Annotated in this window: 17 protein-coding genes; all 17 read right to left on the reverse strand. The window is 54.7% G+C overall.

What is annotated here, in order from left to right; translation table 11 throughout:
* Positions 1 to 159: 159 nt before the first annotated feature.
* The 17 genes from ACAF76_RS14700 to ACAF76_RS14780 all read right to left on the reverse strand — a co-directional run bounded on the left by ACAF76_RS14700 (position 160) and on the right by ACAF76_RS14780 (position 17,816).
* Positions 160 to 996 carry a M50 family metallopeptidase gene (locus ACAF76_RS14700; protein WP_421616878.1) on the reverse strand — a complete coding sequence of 279 codons (837 nt, stop codon included), beginning with the start codon at positions 994 to 996 and terminating at the stop codon, positions 160 to 162.
* Complete coding sequence (locus tag ACAF76_RS14705) at positions 989 to 1,765, reverse strand: peptidoglycan DD-metalloendopeptidase family protein (protein ID WP_421616879.1); 777 nt, start codon at positions 1,763 to 1,765, stop codon at positions 989 to 991. Before ACAF76_RS14705 ends, ACAF76_RS14700 begins: the two co-directional genes overlap by 8 nt.
* A gap of 160 nt (positions 1,766 to 1,925) precedes the next feature.
* A complete protein-coding gene (locus ACAF76_RS14710; RefSeq protein ID WP_421616880.1) occupies positions 1,926 to 2,126 on the reverse strand; it encodes a cold-shock protein in 201 nt (66 codons plus the stop codon).
* Between the two features lie 232 nt (positions 2,127 to 2,358).
* Complete coding sequence (rodA, locus tag ACAF76_RS14715) at positions 2,359 to 3,489, reverse strand: rod shape-determining protein RodA (protein ID WP_421616881.1); 1,131 nt, start codon at positions 3,487 to 3,489, stop codon at positions 2,359 to 2,361.
* 116 nt (positions 3,490 to 3,605) lie between these two features.
* On the reverse strand, positions 3,606 to 4,400 hold the full coding sequence (gene minD / locus ACAF76_RS14720) for a septum site-determining protein MinD (RefSeq protein WP_421616882.1): 795 nt from the start codon (positions 4,398 to 4,400) through the stop codon (positions 3,606 to 3,608).
* Between the two features lie 26 nt (positions 4,401 to 4,426).
* On the reverse strand, positions 4,427 to 5,122 hold the full coding sequence (minC, locus tag ACAF76_RS14725) for a septum site-determining protein MinC (protein WP_421616883.1): 696 nt from the start codon (positions 5,120 to 5,122) through the stop codon (positions 4,427 to 4,429).
* Between the two features lie 78 nt (positions 5,123 to 5,200).
* Entirely contained in the window at positions 5,201 to 7,612 is a 2,412-nt protein-coding gene (locus ACAF76_RS14730; protein WP_421616884.1) for a peptidoglycan D,D-transpeptidase FtsI family protein, read from the reverse strand.
* A gap of 36 nt (positions 7,613 to 7,648) precedes the next feature.
* Positions 7,649 to 8,176, reverse strand: coding sequence for a rod shape-determining protein MreD (gene mreD, locus ACAF76_RS14735; protein ID WP_421616885.1), 528 nt, complete (start codon positions 8,174 to 8,176; stop codon positions 7,649 to 7,651).
* Entirely contained in the window at positions 8,173 to 9,165 is a 993-nt protein-coding gene (gene mreC / locus ACAF76_RS14740) for a rod shape-determining protein MreC (protein WP_421616886.1), read from the reverse strand. Before mreC ends, mreD begins: the two co-directional genes overlap by 4 nt.
* 14 nt (positions 9,166 to 9,179) lie before the next feature.
* Positions 9,180 to 10,223 carry a rod shape-determining protein gene (locus tag ACAF76_RS14745; protein WP_421616887.1) on the reverse strand — a complete coding sequence of 348 codons (1,044 nt, stop codon included), beginning with the start codon at positions 10,221 to 10,223 and terminating at the stop codon, positions 9,180 to 9,182.
* Positions 10,224 to 10,267: 44 nt separating this feature from the next.
* Complete coding sequence (gene radC / locus ACAF76_RS14750) at positions 10,268 to 10,966, reverse strand: RadC family protein (protein ID WP_421616888.1); 699 nt, start codon at positions 10,964 to 10,966, stop codon at positions 10,268 to 10,270.
* Between the two features lie 115 nt (positions 10,967 to 11,081).
* Entirely contained in the window at positions 11,082 to 11,672 is a 591-nt protein-coding gene (locus ACAF76_RS14755) for a Maf family protein (RefSeq protein WP_421616889.1), read from the reverse strand.
* 353 nt (positions 11,673 to 12,025) lie between these two features.
* Positions 12,026 to 13,300 carry a hypothetical protein gene (locus ACAF76_RS14760; RefSeq protein ID WP_421616890.1) on the reverse strand — a complete coding sequence of 425 codons (1,275 nt, stop codon included), beginning with the start codon at positions 13,298 to 13,300 and terminating at the stop codon, positions 12,026 to 12,028.
* A 56-nt stretch (positions 13,301 to 13,356) separates the two neighbouring features.
* A complete protein-coding gene (locus tag ACAF76_RS14765; protein WP_421616891.1) occupies positions 13,357 to 13,809 on the reverse strand; it encodes a prepilin peptidase in 453 nt (150 codons plus the stop codon).
* 112 nt (positions 13,810 to 13,921) lie between these two features.
* On the reverse strand, positions 13,922 to 14,929 hold the full coding sequence (locus tag ACAF76_RS14770) for a ketoacyl-ACP synthase III (RefSeq protein WP_421616892.1): 1,008 nt from the start codon (positions 14,927 to 14,929) through the stop codon (positions 13,922 to 13,924).
* Between the two features lie 132 nt (positions 14,930 to 15,061).
* A complete protein-coding gene (gene murC, locus ACAF76_RS14775; RefSeq protein WP_421616893.1) occupies positions 15,062 to 16,444 on the reverse strand; it encodes a UDP-N-acetylmuramate--L-alanine ligase in 1,383 nt (460 codons plus the stop codon).
* A 1-nt stretch (position 16,445) separates the two neighbouring features.
* On the reverse strand, positions 16,446 to 17,816 hold the full coding sequence (locus tag ACAF76_RS14780; protein WP_421616894.1) for a bifunctional folylpolyglutamate synthase/dihydrofolate synthase: 1,371 nt from the start codon (positions 17,814 to 17,816) through the stop codon (positions 16,446 to 16,448).
* Between the last annotated feature and the right edge of the window lie 36 nt (positions 17,817 to 17,852).

Genomic DNA, 17,852 nt, shown 5'->3' on the forward strand with positions numbered 1-17,852 from the left:
CGTTACCGCCCATGCAAAGTATCGCCTCTAAAACAGGCTTTGCATGGGACTGTGCCAATCTGGCAATCGCGAATTGCCACCTGTACCACCCCTCTCGTACAATCAATAAATCAGATTATACGGAAATCTGGCGAACTGTCAAATCGCCCGTGCGAAGAACTAGACGAGCTGCCCCACTTCGGTGTCGTGCATTTGCTCAAATAACAGCGCGTGCAAGAGCTTCTCCTCAGGCAACAGCCCCGTCCCCTGGACGTAGACAAGATGCGAGGCACCTCGGCGCAGCTTGCGCGAGACCTGGATCACCGTCTCTTCGGGTTGGACGGATATGGCTTGTACTTCGCCCTCCTCCGGCTGACGCACGTATTTCTCCATCAGAAACCGGAAAAATTGGTAGGGAAAGCGCACGAAGCCTTGTATGTTGACTACGAGCAAATACATGGCGATGAGCAGCAAACTGATCTGGGCTTCGAAAATCGAGATGCCCAGCATCGTCCCTGCCATCACGGTGCTTGCCCCCATGGACAGGAGGACAGCCCTGCGGTACGGCATGCACTTGCACAGTATGGCCTGTACGATCCTGCCCCCGTCCAGCGGCCAGATCGGCAGCAGATTAAATCCGGCGATGATGGCGTTGCTGACGAGAAAAAACCTCGCCCATTCCTCTGTCCAAATTCCTGTCGACCAGCACAGAAAGGAGAGTCCCATCATCACCACGTTTACAAAAGGGCCGGCGAGCGAGACGACGATTTCATCCAATGGGTCTGTCGCGTATGCCTCCTCCATCGTCGCCACACCGCCAAACGGCAGAAGCTGTACCTCTGAAACTGTCCATCCGAGTTCTTTGGCGATAGCCACATGTCCCATCTCATGGATCAGGACAAGTACAAACAGCGTCAGCACTTCCAGGAAATGGCCTGTCAGTACGGCAAGTCCGATCACAACCCAAAACAGGATGTGAATCCGAAAGCGAAAGCCAAACCATTTCCCCTTATTCAAAATCAATCACATCCAATGGATTGACAAACTGCTCTTGTTCCCGCACACCGAGATACAGATGACGGGACGTCTCGTTGGCTGCCTTTGCCGTTCCAATCGTATGACCTGCTTGCAGCACTTCGTCCTTGGTCACATTGATACCGTCCAGATTGCCAAACCAGATTTCCCGTCCCTTGGTAAGGCGAACTACTACGGTCATGCCGTACCCCGGTTTTTCCCCGACAAAGGTGACCCATCCCGTCTCGCCGATCGTGACCTGTTCCGCACGTCCCATCGCCAGCACAACCTTGCCGTTTGATGGTTCGTACATCTTCACGACCTTCCAGCTTGCGGGCAGCTTCCAGTTGTTCTCCTCGCCCTTCGTATTGACCGGGACTGCTGTCCCAGGGGCGGAAGGCAGCAGCGTCGGCAGGGAACCAAAGCGGGCTTCATACCAATCGGCGACACCGGAAAAATTAAAATCGCGCGTCATCACCTCGCGCGCCGAATGCTTCCAGCCAGCAGGAATCAACGAGGTTTGAAAGACGACGTAGGCGATTCCGATCAAAAGGATGGAGGCGAGCACTTGCAACCCCCATTTTTCATGGGAAGGGGAAGGCGTGCCGGGCTGATTCTCGCGCCCGGGGAGAGAAAACAGTTCTTCGTCGGTGTGGATCGGGTCCTTCCAGTCATCCACAAAAGGAGCATAGCTGTCGCGCGATTGCTGCAGGCGAATCCGTTCCATGCGCTCCCTGCGTCTCTCTTTTACGCGCTCCACTTCACGAAACATCGTCAATCCCCTCCGTAGACAAGCATTTCTACATCCTATGACCTTTCGCCCGGCAATATGACCGGGGGAGCAGCGCCAAAGGCCAGCGGAGAGCATAGGGAAGTGAACGCAAAAAAGACAGCCTCCCGAAAGAGACTGTCTTTGGATTTGCCGGAGATTTTTACAGTTTGATTACGTTTGCAGCTTGTGGTCCACGGCTTCCTTGAACGATTTCGAACTCAACTTTTTGGCCTTCGTCCAGAGATTTGAAACCTTCTGATTGGATCGCGCTGTAGTGTACGAATACGTCGTCTCCACCCTCAACTTGGATGAAACCGTATCCTTTTTCTGCGTTAAACCATTTTACGATACCTTGTTGCATGAAACAAAACCTCCCTAAACATTGCGCCTCACAAGGCGAAAAAGTGTTGCGTTAACCGTTTTTTACAACAGAAGCCGTTTGCGGTAAGGAAAAAGCCGTACAGTGCTGAGATTTGACAATGGTGACGTCTCTCAACAGTACGACTCCATAACCAATCCATCAAATCACTACAACTAGTAAAAATGGTTAACTTAGGATGAGTGTATCATATCGGTTTGCGTTTGTCACGCATTTAGTCAAAGCGCAGCTTGTCCTTGCGCATCCCGATATTGAGCACGACACCGATCAGCAAAAAGTTGGTGACAAGCGAACTTCCTCCGTAGCTGATGAAGGGAAGCGGTATCCCGGTAATGGGCATCAACTGGATCGTCATTCCGATATTTTCAAAAACCTGGAACGTCAGCATGCCCACGACACCTGCTACGACGTAGGAGCCAAATGGGTCTTTGGCCTCCATCGCGATCTTGATCATGCGGTAAATGAGGAAAAAGAACAGAATCATCATCAGGCCCGCGCCCACAAATCCGAGCTTTTCGGCGATGACCGTAAAGATGAAGTCGCTCTCCCCGACCGGTACCCAGCCGAAGCTGGCTTGCGACGGCGTGTCGATCCCTTTCCCGAAAAGCTGTCCGGAGCCAATCGCGATCAGCGACTGCTTCAACTGAAAACCTCTGCCCATCGCTTCCAGGTCAGGGTTGAGCCAAAAGACAATCCGGTCCCACTGGTATGGTTTGATGATCTTGAAGAACACATCCTGTTTGAAGTGGTACAAAACAGCCAAGCTACCGATCAGGCTGGCGCCCATACTGCCGAGGTACACGACGTGAAGCAGCCGGATGCCCCCTACGATCAGCATCGTAGCCAGGATTCCCGTGTACACAAGCGCTGTCCCCAGGTCAGGCTGAATCAGGATCAGCAGCAACGGTACAGCGATCAACAAGCATACCGGGAGCAGCTTGTAAAAGTAGTAAAACCGGTCCGGGTCATCCGCCCTCTTTGCCATGTACCGGGCGACCGTCAAAATCGTAAACAGCTTCATCGGCTCGGACGGCTGGAATAATACCGGACCCAAATTGTACCAGCTATGCGCGTTGTTGATCGGTGCGGTCTGCAATACGCCGATCAGCAGGATCAGACCAAATACATACATAATATAGGCCGTGTTGTAAAACAGCCGATAGTCAAACAGCAGGGTCATGCCAAGCACCACGAAGCCGATGATGTACCAGAGCACCTGCTGCTGTGCCTTGTCCACACCGGCAGCCGACCCGGCGATACCGATGTAGCTGTATACACCGAGCCCAGCCAAAATCAGAAGCACGGACCAGTCAAGGGTCTTGAGGTATCGTTTTTCCAGGTCCATAGTTCTCCTCCTCGGAAATCCGCTTCCGCCGCCTGCCCGGAAGACGGCCCGCATCCAGTCTAGGAAGCAGGAAAGAACAGGAGAGTTCCTGTTCTTTCCCTACTTCGTGTCATCCTCTATTTTAAACCAAAAAACTTTCGCATTTTCGCCAATACGCCCGCTTTTTCCTCCATCGGCAAGAGCGGGACGGCTTCTCCCAAAAGGCGCCGTGCGATATTTCGATACGCCAGTGAAGCACGGGACTCGTGATTCATTACGGCAGGCTCACCCTGGTTCGCAGAGCGAATCACATGTTCATCATCGGGTACTACGCCCAGCAAGTCAATGGCTAGCAGATCCAGAATATCCTCGACATCCAGCATATCCCCGTTTTTCACCATATGGGGGCGTACGCGGTTGATGACCAGCTTTGGCATGCCGACCTTTTCCCGCTCCAACAGACCAATGATCCGGTCGGCGTCGCGTACGGCAGCCTTCTCCGGGGTCGTGACGACGAGCGCCTGGTCTGCTCCTGCCACGGCATTGCGGAAGCCTTGCTCGATTCCCGCCGGGCAGTCGATGATGACAAAGTCGTATTCCTGCTTCAACTGCGTGACAATCTCGTACATCTGTTCAGGCGTTACCGCAGATTTGTCCTTGGTCTGTGCGGCTGGCAACAGTGCCAGGTTTTCAAAGCGCTTGTCTTTGATCAGCGCCTGCTGCAAGCGGCAGCTTCCCTCGGCCACATCCACCAGATCGTAAATAATCCGGTTCTCCAGCCCCATGACCACATCCAGATTGCGCAGGCCGATATCCGTATCTACCATGCACACTTTCTGTTCAAGCAATGCCAACGCTGTGCCCAAATTGGCGGAGGTGGTCGTCTTGCCCACGCCGCCTTTTCCTGAAGTTACGACTAATCCGATCCCCACGTCCGTTCCTCCTCTTTCCTCAACCCTCATGCTTCTTTCTCACCCAGTTCGGGACGTATCCGCGACAGGTAGTTCATTTTTGCCACGAGCATTGTCTCATTTTCCAAATAGGCAAATTCTGTTCCCTCGGCGTTTTTCGCCCATTCCTCACCAGGCTTGCTCACGATATGTGCAATCCGCAGTTGAGTCGGATTCATTACGGCTGCAGCGATAATCACTTCCGTATTTCCTGAAATGCCTGCGTGTGCGTATCCGCGCAGATGGCCCAGTACGTAAATATTCCCGGTGCAGCGAATCGTACCTCCCGGATTCACGTCTCCCAGGAGCATGATGTCGCCGTCGCACTCCAGCACCTGACCGGAGCGGACCGTGCGCACCTGCACGGAAAAATGAGACTTTAGGCGCTCTGCGAATGCTTCCTCTCTGGTGATCACATCGGACTCGATCGTATGGATCACCAGATTCCCTTTTTGCCGGATGATTTGGGTCAGCGCTTCCTGCTGCTCAGGGGTACAGTATCGTTTACCTAGTTTTACAGATACCCGAATCAAAGGCCCCGACAAGATTTGTTGGTGGCTAAACTCTATTTTTTCACGCAAATCGGTCAGCAGATCGTCGAAGGAACAGGTATCATCCATGAAGAAGACAAGCCCGTCTTTCGTCCCTTTGATTGTGACCTTGCTTTTCACAGTCGTCACCTGTTTCACCTCGACCGATACCATTCGCCATAAATCAAGTATTTTCCTGCTCGGCGTGAAAAATTTGCCGAACAGGACTGTTTCGCAGGACTTTGTTGCCGCTTACCGAGTCTCTGTCGCTGGTGGAACACTGGTCAGTACACCAGGGTTCAGCTCGTGGTACGCTTCCAGCAGACGGCGGGCGATCGGCCCCGTCGCGGTGTTACTGGAAGTACCGTCGCGCAAGCTGTTTGGAGCGACGACGACGAACACCAACTGCGGGTTCTCGTAAGGCGCGTAGCCTACGAGCATGGCGTTTTCCGCTTTGCTGCCCGTTTGCGCAGTACCGGTTTTGGCCGCAACCTTGAACGGCAGGTTGGCGAAGTCGCGCGATGCCGTACCTCCCGGTTGGGTCACGCGGTACATCCCCTCTTGAATGACTTTGATATGCTTCGGATCGATGGTAACGCGGTTGAGCACCTGCGGCTCGATCACGGTCAGCGTCTGTCCCGGCTCCTGCGGATTCGTCGTGCCGCGACGAATTTCCTTCACCAGGTGAGGACGGACCCGGTAGCCGCCATTGGCAATCGTCGAGACGTATTGCCCGATCTGGATCGGGGTGAACAAGTCGTATTGGCCGATCATCGCATCGGCGAGGTTCCCGTAATACAGATACGGGTTTTCCCAGCCGCTGCTTTCCCCCGGAAGGTCAATTCCTGTCTTGACTCCCAGACCGAACTGGGCATTGTAGTAGTCCAGGACGGAAAACTGCTTCTGCCAGCCGCCCGGTTTTCGGGCGAGGCGAATCGCCATCTCGTACATGTACGTGTTATTGGAGACCTGCAGCGACCGGCGCGCGTCGACGGTACCGTGGCCGCCCGCTCTCCAGTTGCGCTTGTAGGAGGACCCGACGTACAGCCCGCCGCTGTCGTAGATCGTCTCGTTGGGTGTCGTCAACCCTTCTTGCAGCGCGATCATCACAGATAGCGGCTTGTAGGTAGAGGCCGGCGGATAGGCAGAGTAAATGAAGCGGTTCGACTCATTGGGCAAAATGAGTGTCGAGTAATTTTCGTTAAACTTCTCGCGATTGTAGTACAGGTTGAGGTCGTAGTCCGGGTAGCTGGCCATAGCCAGAATTTCTCCGGTGTTGGGATTCATCACCAGCACATGGGCGTCTCTGAATTCCGGAGGTGTGGACGGCAGTTTTTTGTACGTCTCCACCTCTTCTCTGAGGATCGCCTCGACCCGGCTCTGGAAGCGCCAGTCCATGGACAACACGAGGTCGTTGCCGGGCTGTGCTGACTGTTTCATGCGCCGCTCCACGGTCTCGGAGTTTTTGTTGACCTGGACTTCCATCACGCCGTCTTTTCCCCGCAAATAGCGCTCGTAGTAGCTCTCCAGACCGGTGACGCCGACGCGGTCGATAGCGTTGTAGCCCTGGGCGAGGTACTCGGTCAGGTTTTCCGGACGGATGGAGTTGATGTAGCCGAGAAAATGCGTACCGAAAGCGCCGTCGTCATCTCTGATAATTTGCCGGACGGGCTCGAGCTCCACGCTGATGCCGGGAAGCTCTGTTCGTCTTTCCTCGATCTGAAACATCTCTTCCGGAGAAATGTTCTCCTTCACACGTCGCGGCATGTAGCTGGGCAGGTGAGGCGATCTCATCTCCTGCAGCAAGGACAGCTTGTGCCACAGTTGAAGACGCAGCTCATCGGTAAGCGGCAAGGAAATATCCATATCGAGCAGCGAAGCATAGCGCAACAGGTCCATATCCGATTTGCCGGTCAATTCGGAGATTGCCGGGAAACGACGAAGCTGTGCCTTGACTTCCTTGACCAGGTCGGCCCGGTCTTCCTCATCCAGCTTCAGTTCCAGCTCGATTCCTGATTGCAGCGCCTGTTTGTACAGTTCCCACGAGGAGACATCGGCAAATTGGGCCGCATCAGAATCGACTGCCAGCTTGTTGATCACTTCTGCCCGCTGCTCTTCCTGGAACGGGGAGCGAACAGTCAGACCAGCGTCGTAAGCCGTTTTTACCAACTGTGTGTCGGTCATCCCGTCAATTTCCTGCTGATCGGGCAGCACTTGCAGCTTTGCCGTAATCCGGGCGATCAGCTCTTTTGTCTCTTCCGAATTGAATGCTACGGGCAGCGTGGAATTGAGCTCAATCGTCTTTTTCAGCAATTCCTTGTCTGTACCGATCCTTTTGTTGTCGGGAGTGAGGATTTGCGCAAGCCGTTCTGCCACTTTTTCCTCGTCGATGTCCTGCCCCTGCTCTTCTGCGTACTGCACGGAGTAGACGGGCGTGTTGGAGACGAGTACGACGCCGTTTTTGTCGAGAATCCTGCCTCTTGGCGCAGAGATCGGCAGCTCTTTGATGCTGAATTTCTCCAGTTCGTGCTTGTACTGCTCCCCCTCTACCAGCTGTACAAAGGCGAGACGCAAAATAATAGCGGCAAAAAAGAGAAAGACGATCACAAACAAAATATTGAGTCGAAGCGGTATGTGCGATTTTCGCTCTTCCTTTTCCTCCATCGGGTTTCCCTCCTTCCCTGGTTTTGGCCTCCTCCGCTATTCCATTGAGGGCACTTCTCTTTTTGCTTCAATCTTCCTGCACATATTGCGAAATGGCACGTAGGCGACAATCGCGACCACAGCATTCAAACCGACGGTCGGCAGGATTTGCTGAATCACGATCCAGCGCACGTCCTCCGGTGCCGCGGTGAAGAGCCGAAACAGGCTGTACAGCAGCCATTCATGGCCAAACAGAACGAGCAGGCTGGTGACAAAAATCATCCCGAAACCGCGCTGGAACAACAGCACGATCAAACCGGAAAAGTAAGCTGCCATCGCCATCGTCACCATGTAGATGCCAATGACGTCCCCAAACAGGACGTCCTGCAAAAAACCGAACACGAGTCCGTAATACAGACCTTCACGCCTGCCGAGCAGCATCGCGATCAACACGATGGCCACAAGTGCAAAGCGGGGTACTGCCAGCCAGGACAGACCCCATGTTGTTGGTGAAATCACTTGGACGACTGTCCCTTCGAGGGTGAACAGAAACAAAACAGCAGCCGTCAGCCAGACTCGGGTCATTGCTGTCCACCCCCGTCGCCAGCAGGAGCTTCATTGCCCGTAGCCGGGGTAGACGGCGCGTTTGGCACTGTGTTTCCATTCGGCTGGTTTCCGCCTTGTCCTTGCGGGATCAGTTCGCCATCCGGAGAGATCGTATACATCCGCTCGACGACCATGACCTCATTGAGCTGGGTAAAATCTGCGCTCGGTTGAATGTAGGCTGTCTGGGTCAGACCATAGTCGTCCGGCTCTACCCGCACGATGTAGCCGATCGGCAAATTCCGCGGAATGACGCCGCCCAGACCGGAGGTGATCACCTGTTGATTCACTTCGATTTTCTTTTCCCAGGGAATTTTGCGCATGACCAGCAAACGCTCCTGCGGGTCGTATTCCTCGATCACACCGTTGACGTTGTCATAGGTGGCCACGCCGTTTACTTCGGTCTGGGTTTGCACGACAGCAGAAATGTGGTTGAGGCGTTCGTAACTGGTCAACAGCTCGACGCTCGCCGAAAAATTGGCAACGCTCTGCACACGGCCGATCATGCCCTTGTCTGTAATGACCGCCATGTCTTTTTTGATTCCGTGCGTGATGCCCTTGTCAATGATGATCACGTTGTTCCAAGTATCCGGGCTTCGCGCTACCACCTCTGCAAAGCGCAGCTGGTAGTTTTTCAAATTCTCTGTAGCTTGCAACGCCTGACGCAGACGCTCGTTTTCCACCCGCAAATCATGCAGCTCCGCGGTCAACCGGGCGTACTGATCGAGACTGGACTTCAACGCCCTGTTCTCTTCATAGACGATGTAGGCCTCTTCGATATCCTGAAAAAAGCCGGAAACAGCTTGGGCAGGGCGATAAAAGAAGCCCTGCACCCAGCTGAACGTATCCTTGAAGAACATCTCCGGCCAGGTCAGCCGATCCCGGTCACGCGCGGTGTAGCCCACGACAGAGATTAGCAGGACCAAGCCAACAAGTATAATGATAAGCCGCTTGTTCCCGAAAAACGACATGCCCAGACCTCCGTTTATTTACCCCGTTTTTGCCGGGAAGAGGTAATGCCGTGCTTCGAGCGGAACAGGTGTATGTTTTCCAAAGCACGTCCTGTACCGATAGCGACGCAGTCAAGCGCATTTTCTGCTACATGCACGGGCATTCCCGTTTCCGTACTCAACAGACGGTCCATGTTTCGCAACAGCGCTCCGCCACCTGTCAGGACGATTCCCCGATCCATAATGTCAGCCGCCAGCTCCGGCGGGCTTTTTTCCAGTGTCACCTTCACTGCCTCGACAATCGCCAAGACGGTTTCTGCCAGTGCTTCAGCAATTTCCGTGCTGCTCACTGTCAAGGTTTTGGGAAGCCCGGTCACCAGATCGCGGCCGCGAATTTCCACAGTTTCTACCTCTTCCGGTGCGATAGCCGAGCCGATCTCCATTTTGAGCGTCTCTGCAGTCCGTTCCCCGATCATCAGATTGTATTTGCGTTTGATGTACTGGATGATCGCTTCGTCCATCTCATCACCGGCGACGCGGATCGAACGCGAGGTGACGATCCCGCCCAATGAGATGATCGCTACTTCTGTCGTCCCACCGCCGATGTCGACAACCATGCTGCCCGTCGGCTCCCAGACCGGAAGATCCGCTCCGATTGCCGCCGCGAACGGCTCCTCGATCGTAAATGCCTCTTTGGCGCCAGCCTGCTTGGTCGCATCCTCGACGGCGCGCTTTTCTACCGCCGTAATCCCGGATGGCACGCAGACCATGACGTTGGGGCGACGCGTAAACAAGCCCTGGTTTTTTTGCGCCTGGTTGATAAAGTAGCGCATCATCGTCGCGGTTGTGTCAAAGTCGGCAATCACACCGTCTTTCATCGGACGAACGGCAACAATATTTCCCGGTGTACGGCCAATCATGCTTTTCGCAGCATTCCCGACTGCCTCAATCGAGTTGTTGTTCGTGCGAATCGCTACGACAGAGGGCTCGCGCACGACAATGCCCTTTCCTTTCACATAGACAAGTGTATTGGCAGTGCCCAGGTCGATGCCCAGGTCACGAGTAAATCCACCAAACATAAAAAAACTCCTCTCGGTATTTTCCAGTAATAGTCAATGATGTCCTACATATACCCTTGCTCTTTCAAACTGATGTATTTGCCATCCCCGATGATCACGTGATCCAAAAGCGTGATCCCGACCAGTTCGCCGGCATCTCGAAGCATGTGCGTCACGGCGATATCTTCGCGGCTTGGTGTCGGATCGCCGCTCGGATGGTTATGTAAGCAAATGACAGATGCACTGCTTCTGCGAATTGCTTCTTTGAAAACTTCGCGAGGATGAACAATCGAGGAGTCCAGACTTCCCACAAAAATCGTCTGCTTGCCAATCACATGGTTTTTCGTATTGAGAAACAGACAAACAAAATGCTCCTGTGTCAGATGGGACAACTCAGGAATCATAAAATCAGCCACATCGCGGGGCAGACGGATCACAGCCGGATTTTTGCGCGAAGCAAGCCGCAAACGGCGCCCCAACTCAAAAGCAGCGTGCAACTCGATCGCCTTGACCTGGCCGATCCCCTTTATATCTGTCAACTCGGAATGGGCAGCCTGCGCCACTCCATGCAAATCTCCAAATGTAGCAAGCAAACGCTGCGCAAGCTGATACGCCGTCTCTTGTTCCCTGCCTGTACGCAAAAGGATGGCGAGCAGCTCAGCGTCAGACAGATGGGCAGCTCCCTCACGCAACAGTCTTTCTCGAGGACGATCATAGTAAGGGACGTTTTTCGGCACGATTTTGTTACTGGTATTTGCTGACATATTTTCCCCTCCAGCCAAAATTCCATTGCAATGCGGAACGGCTGGGCAGGAGAAGAGTTTTCATGGGGCGATAGCCGTTGCCTGCGGGGTGATCCCACGCACCAGAAACCTACAACTACAATACCTTTATGCCAAAACGCGCCAGCATGCTGGCAGTCAGGCCGAGCGGCAGCCCGACGACGGTGAAATAATCGCCTGTGATGCCCTCTACAAGGGTTGCTCCGATTCCCTGGATGGCATAGGAGCCTGCCTTGTCCATCGGCTCTCCTGTGGCCACATACGACTTGATCTCGGTATCAGACAACCGGCGGATGCGCACGTCAGTCCGGCTGTGAGCCACTTCCTTTTGCCCTGTCTGCGCGTCCACGAGCGCCACTCCGCTGTAGACCGTATGCTCGCGCCCTTGCAGCGCGGACAGCATGCGGCAGGCATCGGCTTCATCCAGCGGCTTGCCCAGCACCTGTCCGTCGAGGACGACGATCGTATCCGAACCAAGCACAATCCCCTCGCTCGACCGGGAGGCGATCGCCTGAGCCTTGCGCAGCGCCAATTCTTCGACGATCTGCGCAGGCGCAAGACCTGCTTTTGTCGTTTCGTCTACATCGCTGCTCTGAATGGAAAAGCTCAGCCCCAGCGTCCCCAGCAATTCCTTGCGCCTGGGGGATGAAGAAGCGAGTATCAGTTTTTTGTGGGTGCTTGTCGTCATATGTCCCTACCTACTTCATTCGTCGATGTATCCAAAGCGATGAGGCATGTTTTGCATGTACCTTTAGCATGTAGTTTTGCCTGAAGAGGCAAATTGTACTTGGCAAATTTCGAAATCTGCCGCAGATCGCAAACATGCGTTTGCTTTCGCTTTGAAGCGTATTTCTATCTCTCCCATTTGCGTTCAGCTCCCTTTCCAATGAAGGGACTCTCTTTAACCATCAATAAGTGTAGCAAATGGGAGAAGGGGATACAATCCCTAGTTGCTATTGCTAGTAACTGTATAAAAAGAAAAGGCCTCCTGCAAGAAAACCTGAGGAAGCCTTGTGGCACGTACGAAGCACGCTGGTTGATCTACGCATGTTTCCCCAGCTGCTGGACCCATTTTGCATACTGTTCCAAATAGCCGAGCACTCCTGCCTGAACCTGCCATGCGTACGATTCGGCGCTCTGCCTGTTGCCGGCTGACGATTCCGCCATTTTTTCCCTGGCGGCTACGGCCTGGTTGATGCCGTTGACCATCCCTTGTACATATGTCTCCCAGGCAGCAGGCACCTGCATCAACCTGCTTTCCTCCAAAAACTGGCGATGCAGTTCCTTGATTTCGCTGGCCTGCTCCGGCGTGAAAGCTGCCTGGTTGGCGCTGACGACCATTCCGGATTGGCTGGAGAGGAGGTTTGCCAACTGCAAGCCGGTCGAGAAAAACTGCGCGAGATCAGGCTCCTCTGTCGCACCCTCCGCTTTTCCGACCGTGACCTGGCCGTGGTAGGAAGGAAACTGAAACTCTTTGACGTAGACATCGATTCCCTTGTTCTTGATGTTGCTGGCAAAGCCGAGGACAGCGTCGCGGTTTGGCGCTGCCGCCGCAAACATGTACTGGCGTTCCCCGTCGCTGTACAAAAGATGCGGCAAACCAAGCTGAGTGAGCGGCTCGGTCGCGGCCTGGGCGGAGGCGTCCGGTTGGAAGACACCCGCCTGGGCGACGAACATTGTAACCGCGTCGAGCTGCAAAGGTACTGCAACGGGATTGGCTCCTGCGGCAAGCGACTGCGTCGATCCATCCTCTGTCTGTGGAGCAGAATCCCCTCCCTGCTTCTCCCCGCTCAGTGAAGCGGTAGGCGCAGTCAACGTCTCAACCGTGCTGTTGAGCACGGAACGGTACGACGAAGTAAACTGCTCCTCGGAAAAGACGCTCAGAACCATGAAGCCGAATACAAGCCCGATCGCAATCGCCCCGACAGTGCTCAGCAACGTGCGGACGACAGGTCCCCTGGGAAACGAGCGAACATAGTCGGAAAAGGCAGCAACACCCTGATGTGATTTGCTCAGCTCCTCGCGCTCCTCATTCTGCCCTTCGAATTCGAGCGGATGCTGCTGCGGTGCGGGGGCGGCTGGCGGCATTTGTTCCTGCTGATTGCGCAATTGCTGCATGCGGTCCCATGCATCCTCGCGCTTCGGCATATTTTCGATCTCCGCCAGGGTCGGACCCTGAATGCGGACGCGTGGTTTCCCCGTGGAATTCTCCTGTGCTGGCTGTTCCAGCTGCTGTTTTTCCGGTTGCTTTTCCGCCTGATCAAAAAAACGTCCGTTCATTTTTAGTGTCACATTATTGCGCTTTTCTCCGTTCACGACTTTGCCCTCCCTGTTACAGGCTATTTGTACAGCATACGCCAGCCGTGGACAGGTTATGACTGGGGGAATGATCCGTCCAGTCCGGCGAGCAGCCAGAATAACAGCAAACCTGCCGTCAGAAAAGGCGCAAAAGGAAGCGCGACACCCGGTCTAGCCCGTTTTTGCACGAGCAGCCAAATCGCGCCGAGCAAGGCGCAAAGCGACGCCAGCATGATGACTGCGGCAAACGGACGCAGCCCGAGGGCAAAGCAGAGCAAAGCCAGAAGTTTGACATCGCCCATCCCGATCGCTGCGGGCCAGAGCAGGGAGGCCAGCCCAAGCGCCAGCAGCACAAGCAAGGCGACCGCCAAGAAAGTCAGCAGGTACCAACTGCCTCCCGCGAGCAAATGGAGCAGCGATATGGCGAAAAAACCGAGCAAAATGGCACGATTCGGGATGCGTCTGTCACGCAGGTCCGTCCACGTGCAATACAGGCAGCAGCTGAGAATGACGAGCTGGATGAGCACGCGCCTTTCCCCCTCCTTGTACAAAAGTCGGGTCTATCGTATCGCTCGTCCGTCGTACAAAAAAAGCCGCCTGACCCATTCGGGCAGACAGCGTATCATTGCCAGTATGCGATTACGAAGAAGGGTTCCAGGTCAGCAGCACACCCGCCTGAACCAGACCTCCACCGAAGCCGTACAAGAGAAGCGTGTCCCCTGCCTTCACCTTCCCTTCGCGCACTCCTTGCTCCCATGCCAGCGGGATCGTCGCTGCCGAGGTGTTTCCGAAGTGAACCATGCTGTACAGCGTCTGTTCCAGCGGAAACCCGCTTTTCTCGCAAATCGACTCGATCATGCGCAGATTGGCGCTGTGCGGGATAAACCAGTCGACTTGCTCCAGCGAGCAGTCCGCGCGGCGCAGTACCTCCTGCATTCCCTGGGGAACGGTGGTCACTGCCCATTTGTACACTTCCCGACCATTTTGCACGATGCAGCCATTTCCAGCAAGTGCCTGGCCGTTCATCTGACCGGACAAACCGGAGCGGTACAAGTGAATACCTCCGTCTCCCTTTGCCGTCGTGTAGGCGGCGTGAAAGCTCGGATGCTCGGCGTCTCTTTCCACCAGCACTGCTCCTGCCCCGTCGCCGAACAGGATGCACGTGCTGCGGTCAGTGTAATCGGTCACTTTGGACAATGTCTCCGCTCCGACGACCAGCACTTTTTCATGCAAGCCGGAGCTGATCAAGCCGTTTGCCACGTGCAGGGCATAGACAAAGCCTGCACAGGTGGCTCCCAGATCGAGTGCTCCTGCCTGGGTGATGCCAAAATGGGACTGGATCTGGCTTGCGACGCTGGGGAACGGGTAGTCCGGCGTCGACGTTGCGACGAGCACCATGTCTACATCGTCGAGCTTTTTGTCGTAGACTCTCGCCAGGTTTTCCACCGCCGCGATAGCGAGATGGCTGGTAAACTGATCGGCAGCCGCAATCCGTCTTTCTTTGATTCCGGTCCGCTGTACGATCCATTCATCTGACGTGTCGACCATCTTTTCCAGGTCGGCGTTGTCCAGTATGTTTTGCGGCACATAGGTGCCGATTGCAGTAACACGTGCTGCTGATGTTGGCTTTGTTGAAAATGCCGTCATCGATTCTCACCTCACTGTCGGTTTCTTTTATTATAGCACTAGATATTAGTACCTGGTACTAAAATATTTATCAAAAATCCCCTCCCGTGTTCGGATTTGCTTCATCCGCTTCCGGGAGGGGGGAACCTGTTGCTATTTCACCAATTTTTCCGCCAGCCAGTAGGCCGATTTCCAGATGTCGCCGGCCCCCATCGTCAAGACGAGGTCACCCGGCTGCATTTCTTGGTAGAGCCGCTCCTGCACTTCTTCCTTGGTGGGAATATACTGTGCTTTCGGATGGCTGTTGCTGCGGATTTTTTGCACCAGCACTTCAGAGGAAACGCCCTCAATCCGCGCCTCGCCTGCCGGAGAGTAGATGTCCGTAATAATCACTTCATCGGCCTCGGCAAATGCCCGGCTGAACTCATCCATCAGGAAATACGTCCGGGTGTAGCGCTGCGGCTGGAAGACCGCGATCACTCTGCGACCGGATGCGCGTGCGCCTTTGAGCGTCGCCATGATCTCCGTCGGGTGATGGGCGTAGTCGTCAACGACGAGAATGTCGCGTCCCTCGCCGATAATCTGAAAACGTCGCTTCGCTCCCCGAAACGTCGTCAACGCCTGGGCAATGCTTGCAAAAGACAGTCCGGTGTCGAGACATACAATAATCGCGGCGAGCGCGTTGGCGACATTGTGCTTGCCGGGGACGTTCAGCGACAGCTCTCCCAACAGTTGATCGCGATAGTAGATCAAACTGTGCGATTTCCGGTCGCCGCACTCGATGGAGAGTGCCTTGTAGTCCGCCTGCTGCACATAAGGCTCGTGGATGGCGTACGTCACCACGTTTTCCTTGACGGTCGCCATCACTTCCCGCACATGGGTGTCGTCGATGCACACGATCGCCTTTCCGCCCGGCTTCAAATGGCTGAGGAACTGAACGTACGCCTGCTTCAGATTGTTGAAGTCCCCTCCAAAATGCTCCAAATGGTCCGGCTCTATACTTGTCACGATCTCGTAAACGGGTCTGTATTCCAAAAAGGAACCGTCGCTTTCATCCGCCTCCGCGACAACGTAGTCGCTGGTTCCCGCCTTGGCATTGGTCCCCGCGTTCATCAGTTCACCGCCGATGATAAACGTAGGATCGACACCGCATTCTTCCAGCACATGTGCAATCATCGAAGTCGTCGTTGTTTTGCCATGGGCACCGGCTACGGCTACGCCTGTACGCTCGTTCAAAATGCGGGCGAGCATCTGGGAACGGTGCAAAACAGGGAGTCCTTTTGCCTGTGCTGCCACGACCTCCGGGTTGTCTTTGGGAATACTGGTGGAGAATACAATCATGTCTGCGCCCTCGATGTGAGCCGCAGAGTGGCCTATGTGTACGATCGCTCCTCGTGCTTCCAGCTTTTTCGCCAATTCGTTGAGAGCGACATCGGAGCCGGTGACCTTGTAGCCAAGATCGAGCAATACTCGAGCAATCGCACTCATACCATATCCGCCGATGCCCACAAAGTGGACGTGTTGGGCCTGATCCACCCTATTCACCTGCCTCTTCTACTGTAGTGGGAAAGAATGCGCGAACTTGGGCGATGAAGTAGAGCGAACCGCAGACAACCAAGCAGTCATCTGCCTTCGCTTGTTGGTTCGTTTTCATCCATTCTCGAAGAAATGCGCGCCAGTCGGCAACGGAACGAACCCTGTCCTCGTCCCAACCGGCTGCGCGAAACGCTTCGTACAAGGTCGTCGCATCCGCCGCTCGGGGAAATGCAAAGGTAGCCATATTCAGGGACTGGACATGACGTGAAAGCGGCAGCAGTTTTTCCGCCATTTCTTTCAACGGCTTGTCGGACAGACCGGAAAACAGTATGTGAAGTCTGCCTTCTTTCGGCAACACATTGTCCAGACTGCTGACAAGCGCTTCCATCCCTTCCTGGTTATGTGCCCCGTCCAGAATCACGAGCGGCCACGGGGACACTACTTCCAGACGACCCGGCCAGCGCGTTTGTTGCAAGCCTCGGGAAATTTCTTCTTCCTCCAGCAAATAGGAATAGTAGTTGCGCAGCAGGTCAATCGTCATCAATGCGACGGCTGCATTCTCGGTCTGATGCTTGCCGTTCATCGTCAGTCGGTAGCTGCTGGGGTGTCGGCGATGGATACTGCGGTACTCCATTACCTGTTCGCCCAGCCGCTCCTCTACCTGCCGGACGTCAAACTGATCGCCGAGCTGATAGAGAGTACTGCGCGTCTGTGCCGCACGTTCCGCAAACAGCGCAAGCAGTTCGGGCCTTTTCTCCCCCGTCACTACAGGAACGCCTGGCTTGATAATCCCTGCCTTCTCGCGGGCGATATCCTCCAGGCTCTCTCCCAGTACCTGGGTATGGTCCATGCCGATATTCGTGATGACCGAGATGAGCGGCAGGACGACATTCGTAGAATCAAGCCGTCCCCCAAGCCCTGTTTCCCAGACCACTACAGCAGGTCGAGCCACCTTGGCGTAATAGAGAATGGCGATCAAGGTCACCACCTCAAACTCTGTGGGCGAACCGTAGTCTGTCTCCTGCTCGCATCTGTCCACCAGCGGCTTTATGTCGTTGATCAAGGCAAGCAGGTCAGTTTCCGGGATCATCTGGCCGTTGTAGCGAATCCGCTCGCGGAAATCGACCAGATAAGGCGATGTAAAGGTCCCCACGCTGTATCCCGCTTCAATCAGCATCTGGGTCAAAAACGCGCAGGTGGAACCTTTCCCGTTTGTCCCGGCGACATGGATAAACGGAATTCGCCGTTCGGGGTGATCCAGCTCTTCCAGAATCCAGTTCATGCGCTCCAGTCCTGGTTTTTGTCCAAACCTGAGCAAGCTGTGAATCCAGTCAAGTCCTTGGTTGTATTCTACAAATTCTCCTCCACTCATACCGCAATGCTCCATTCTCAAAATATGCAATGATAC

The sequence above is a fragment of the Brevibacillus sp. TJ4 genome (genome assembly GCF_044627595.2).
GTDB lineage: Bacteria > Bacillota > Bacilli > Brevibacillales > Brevibacillaceae > Brevibacillus.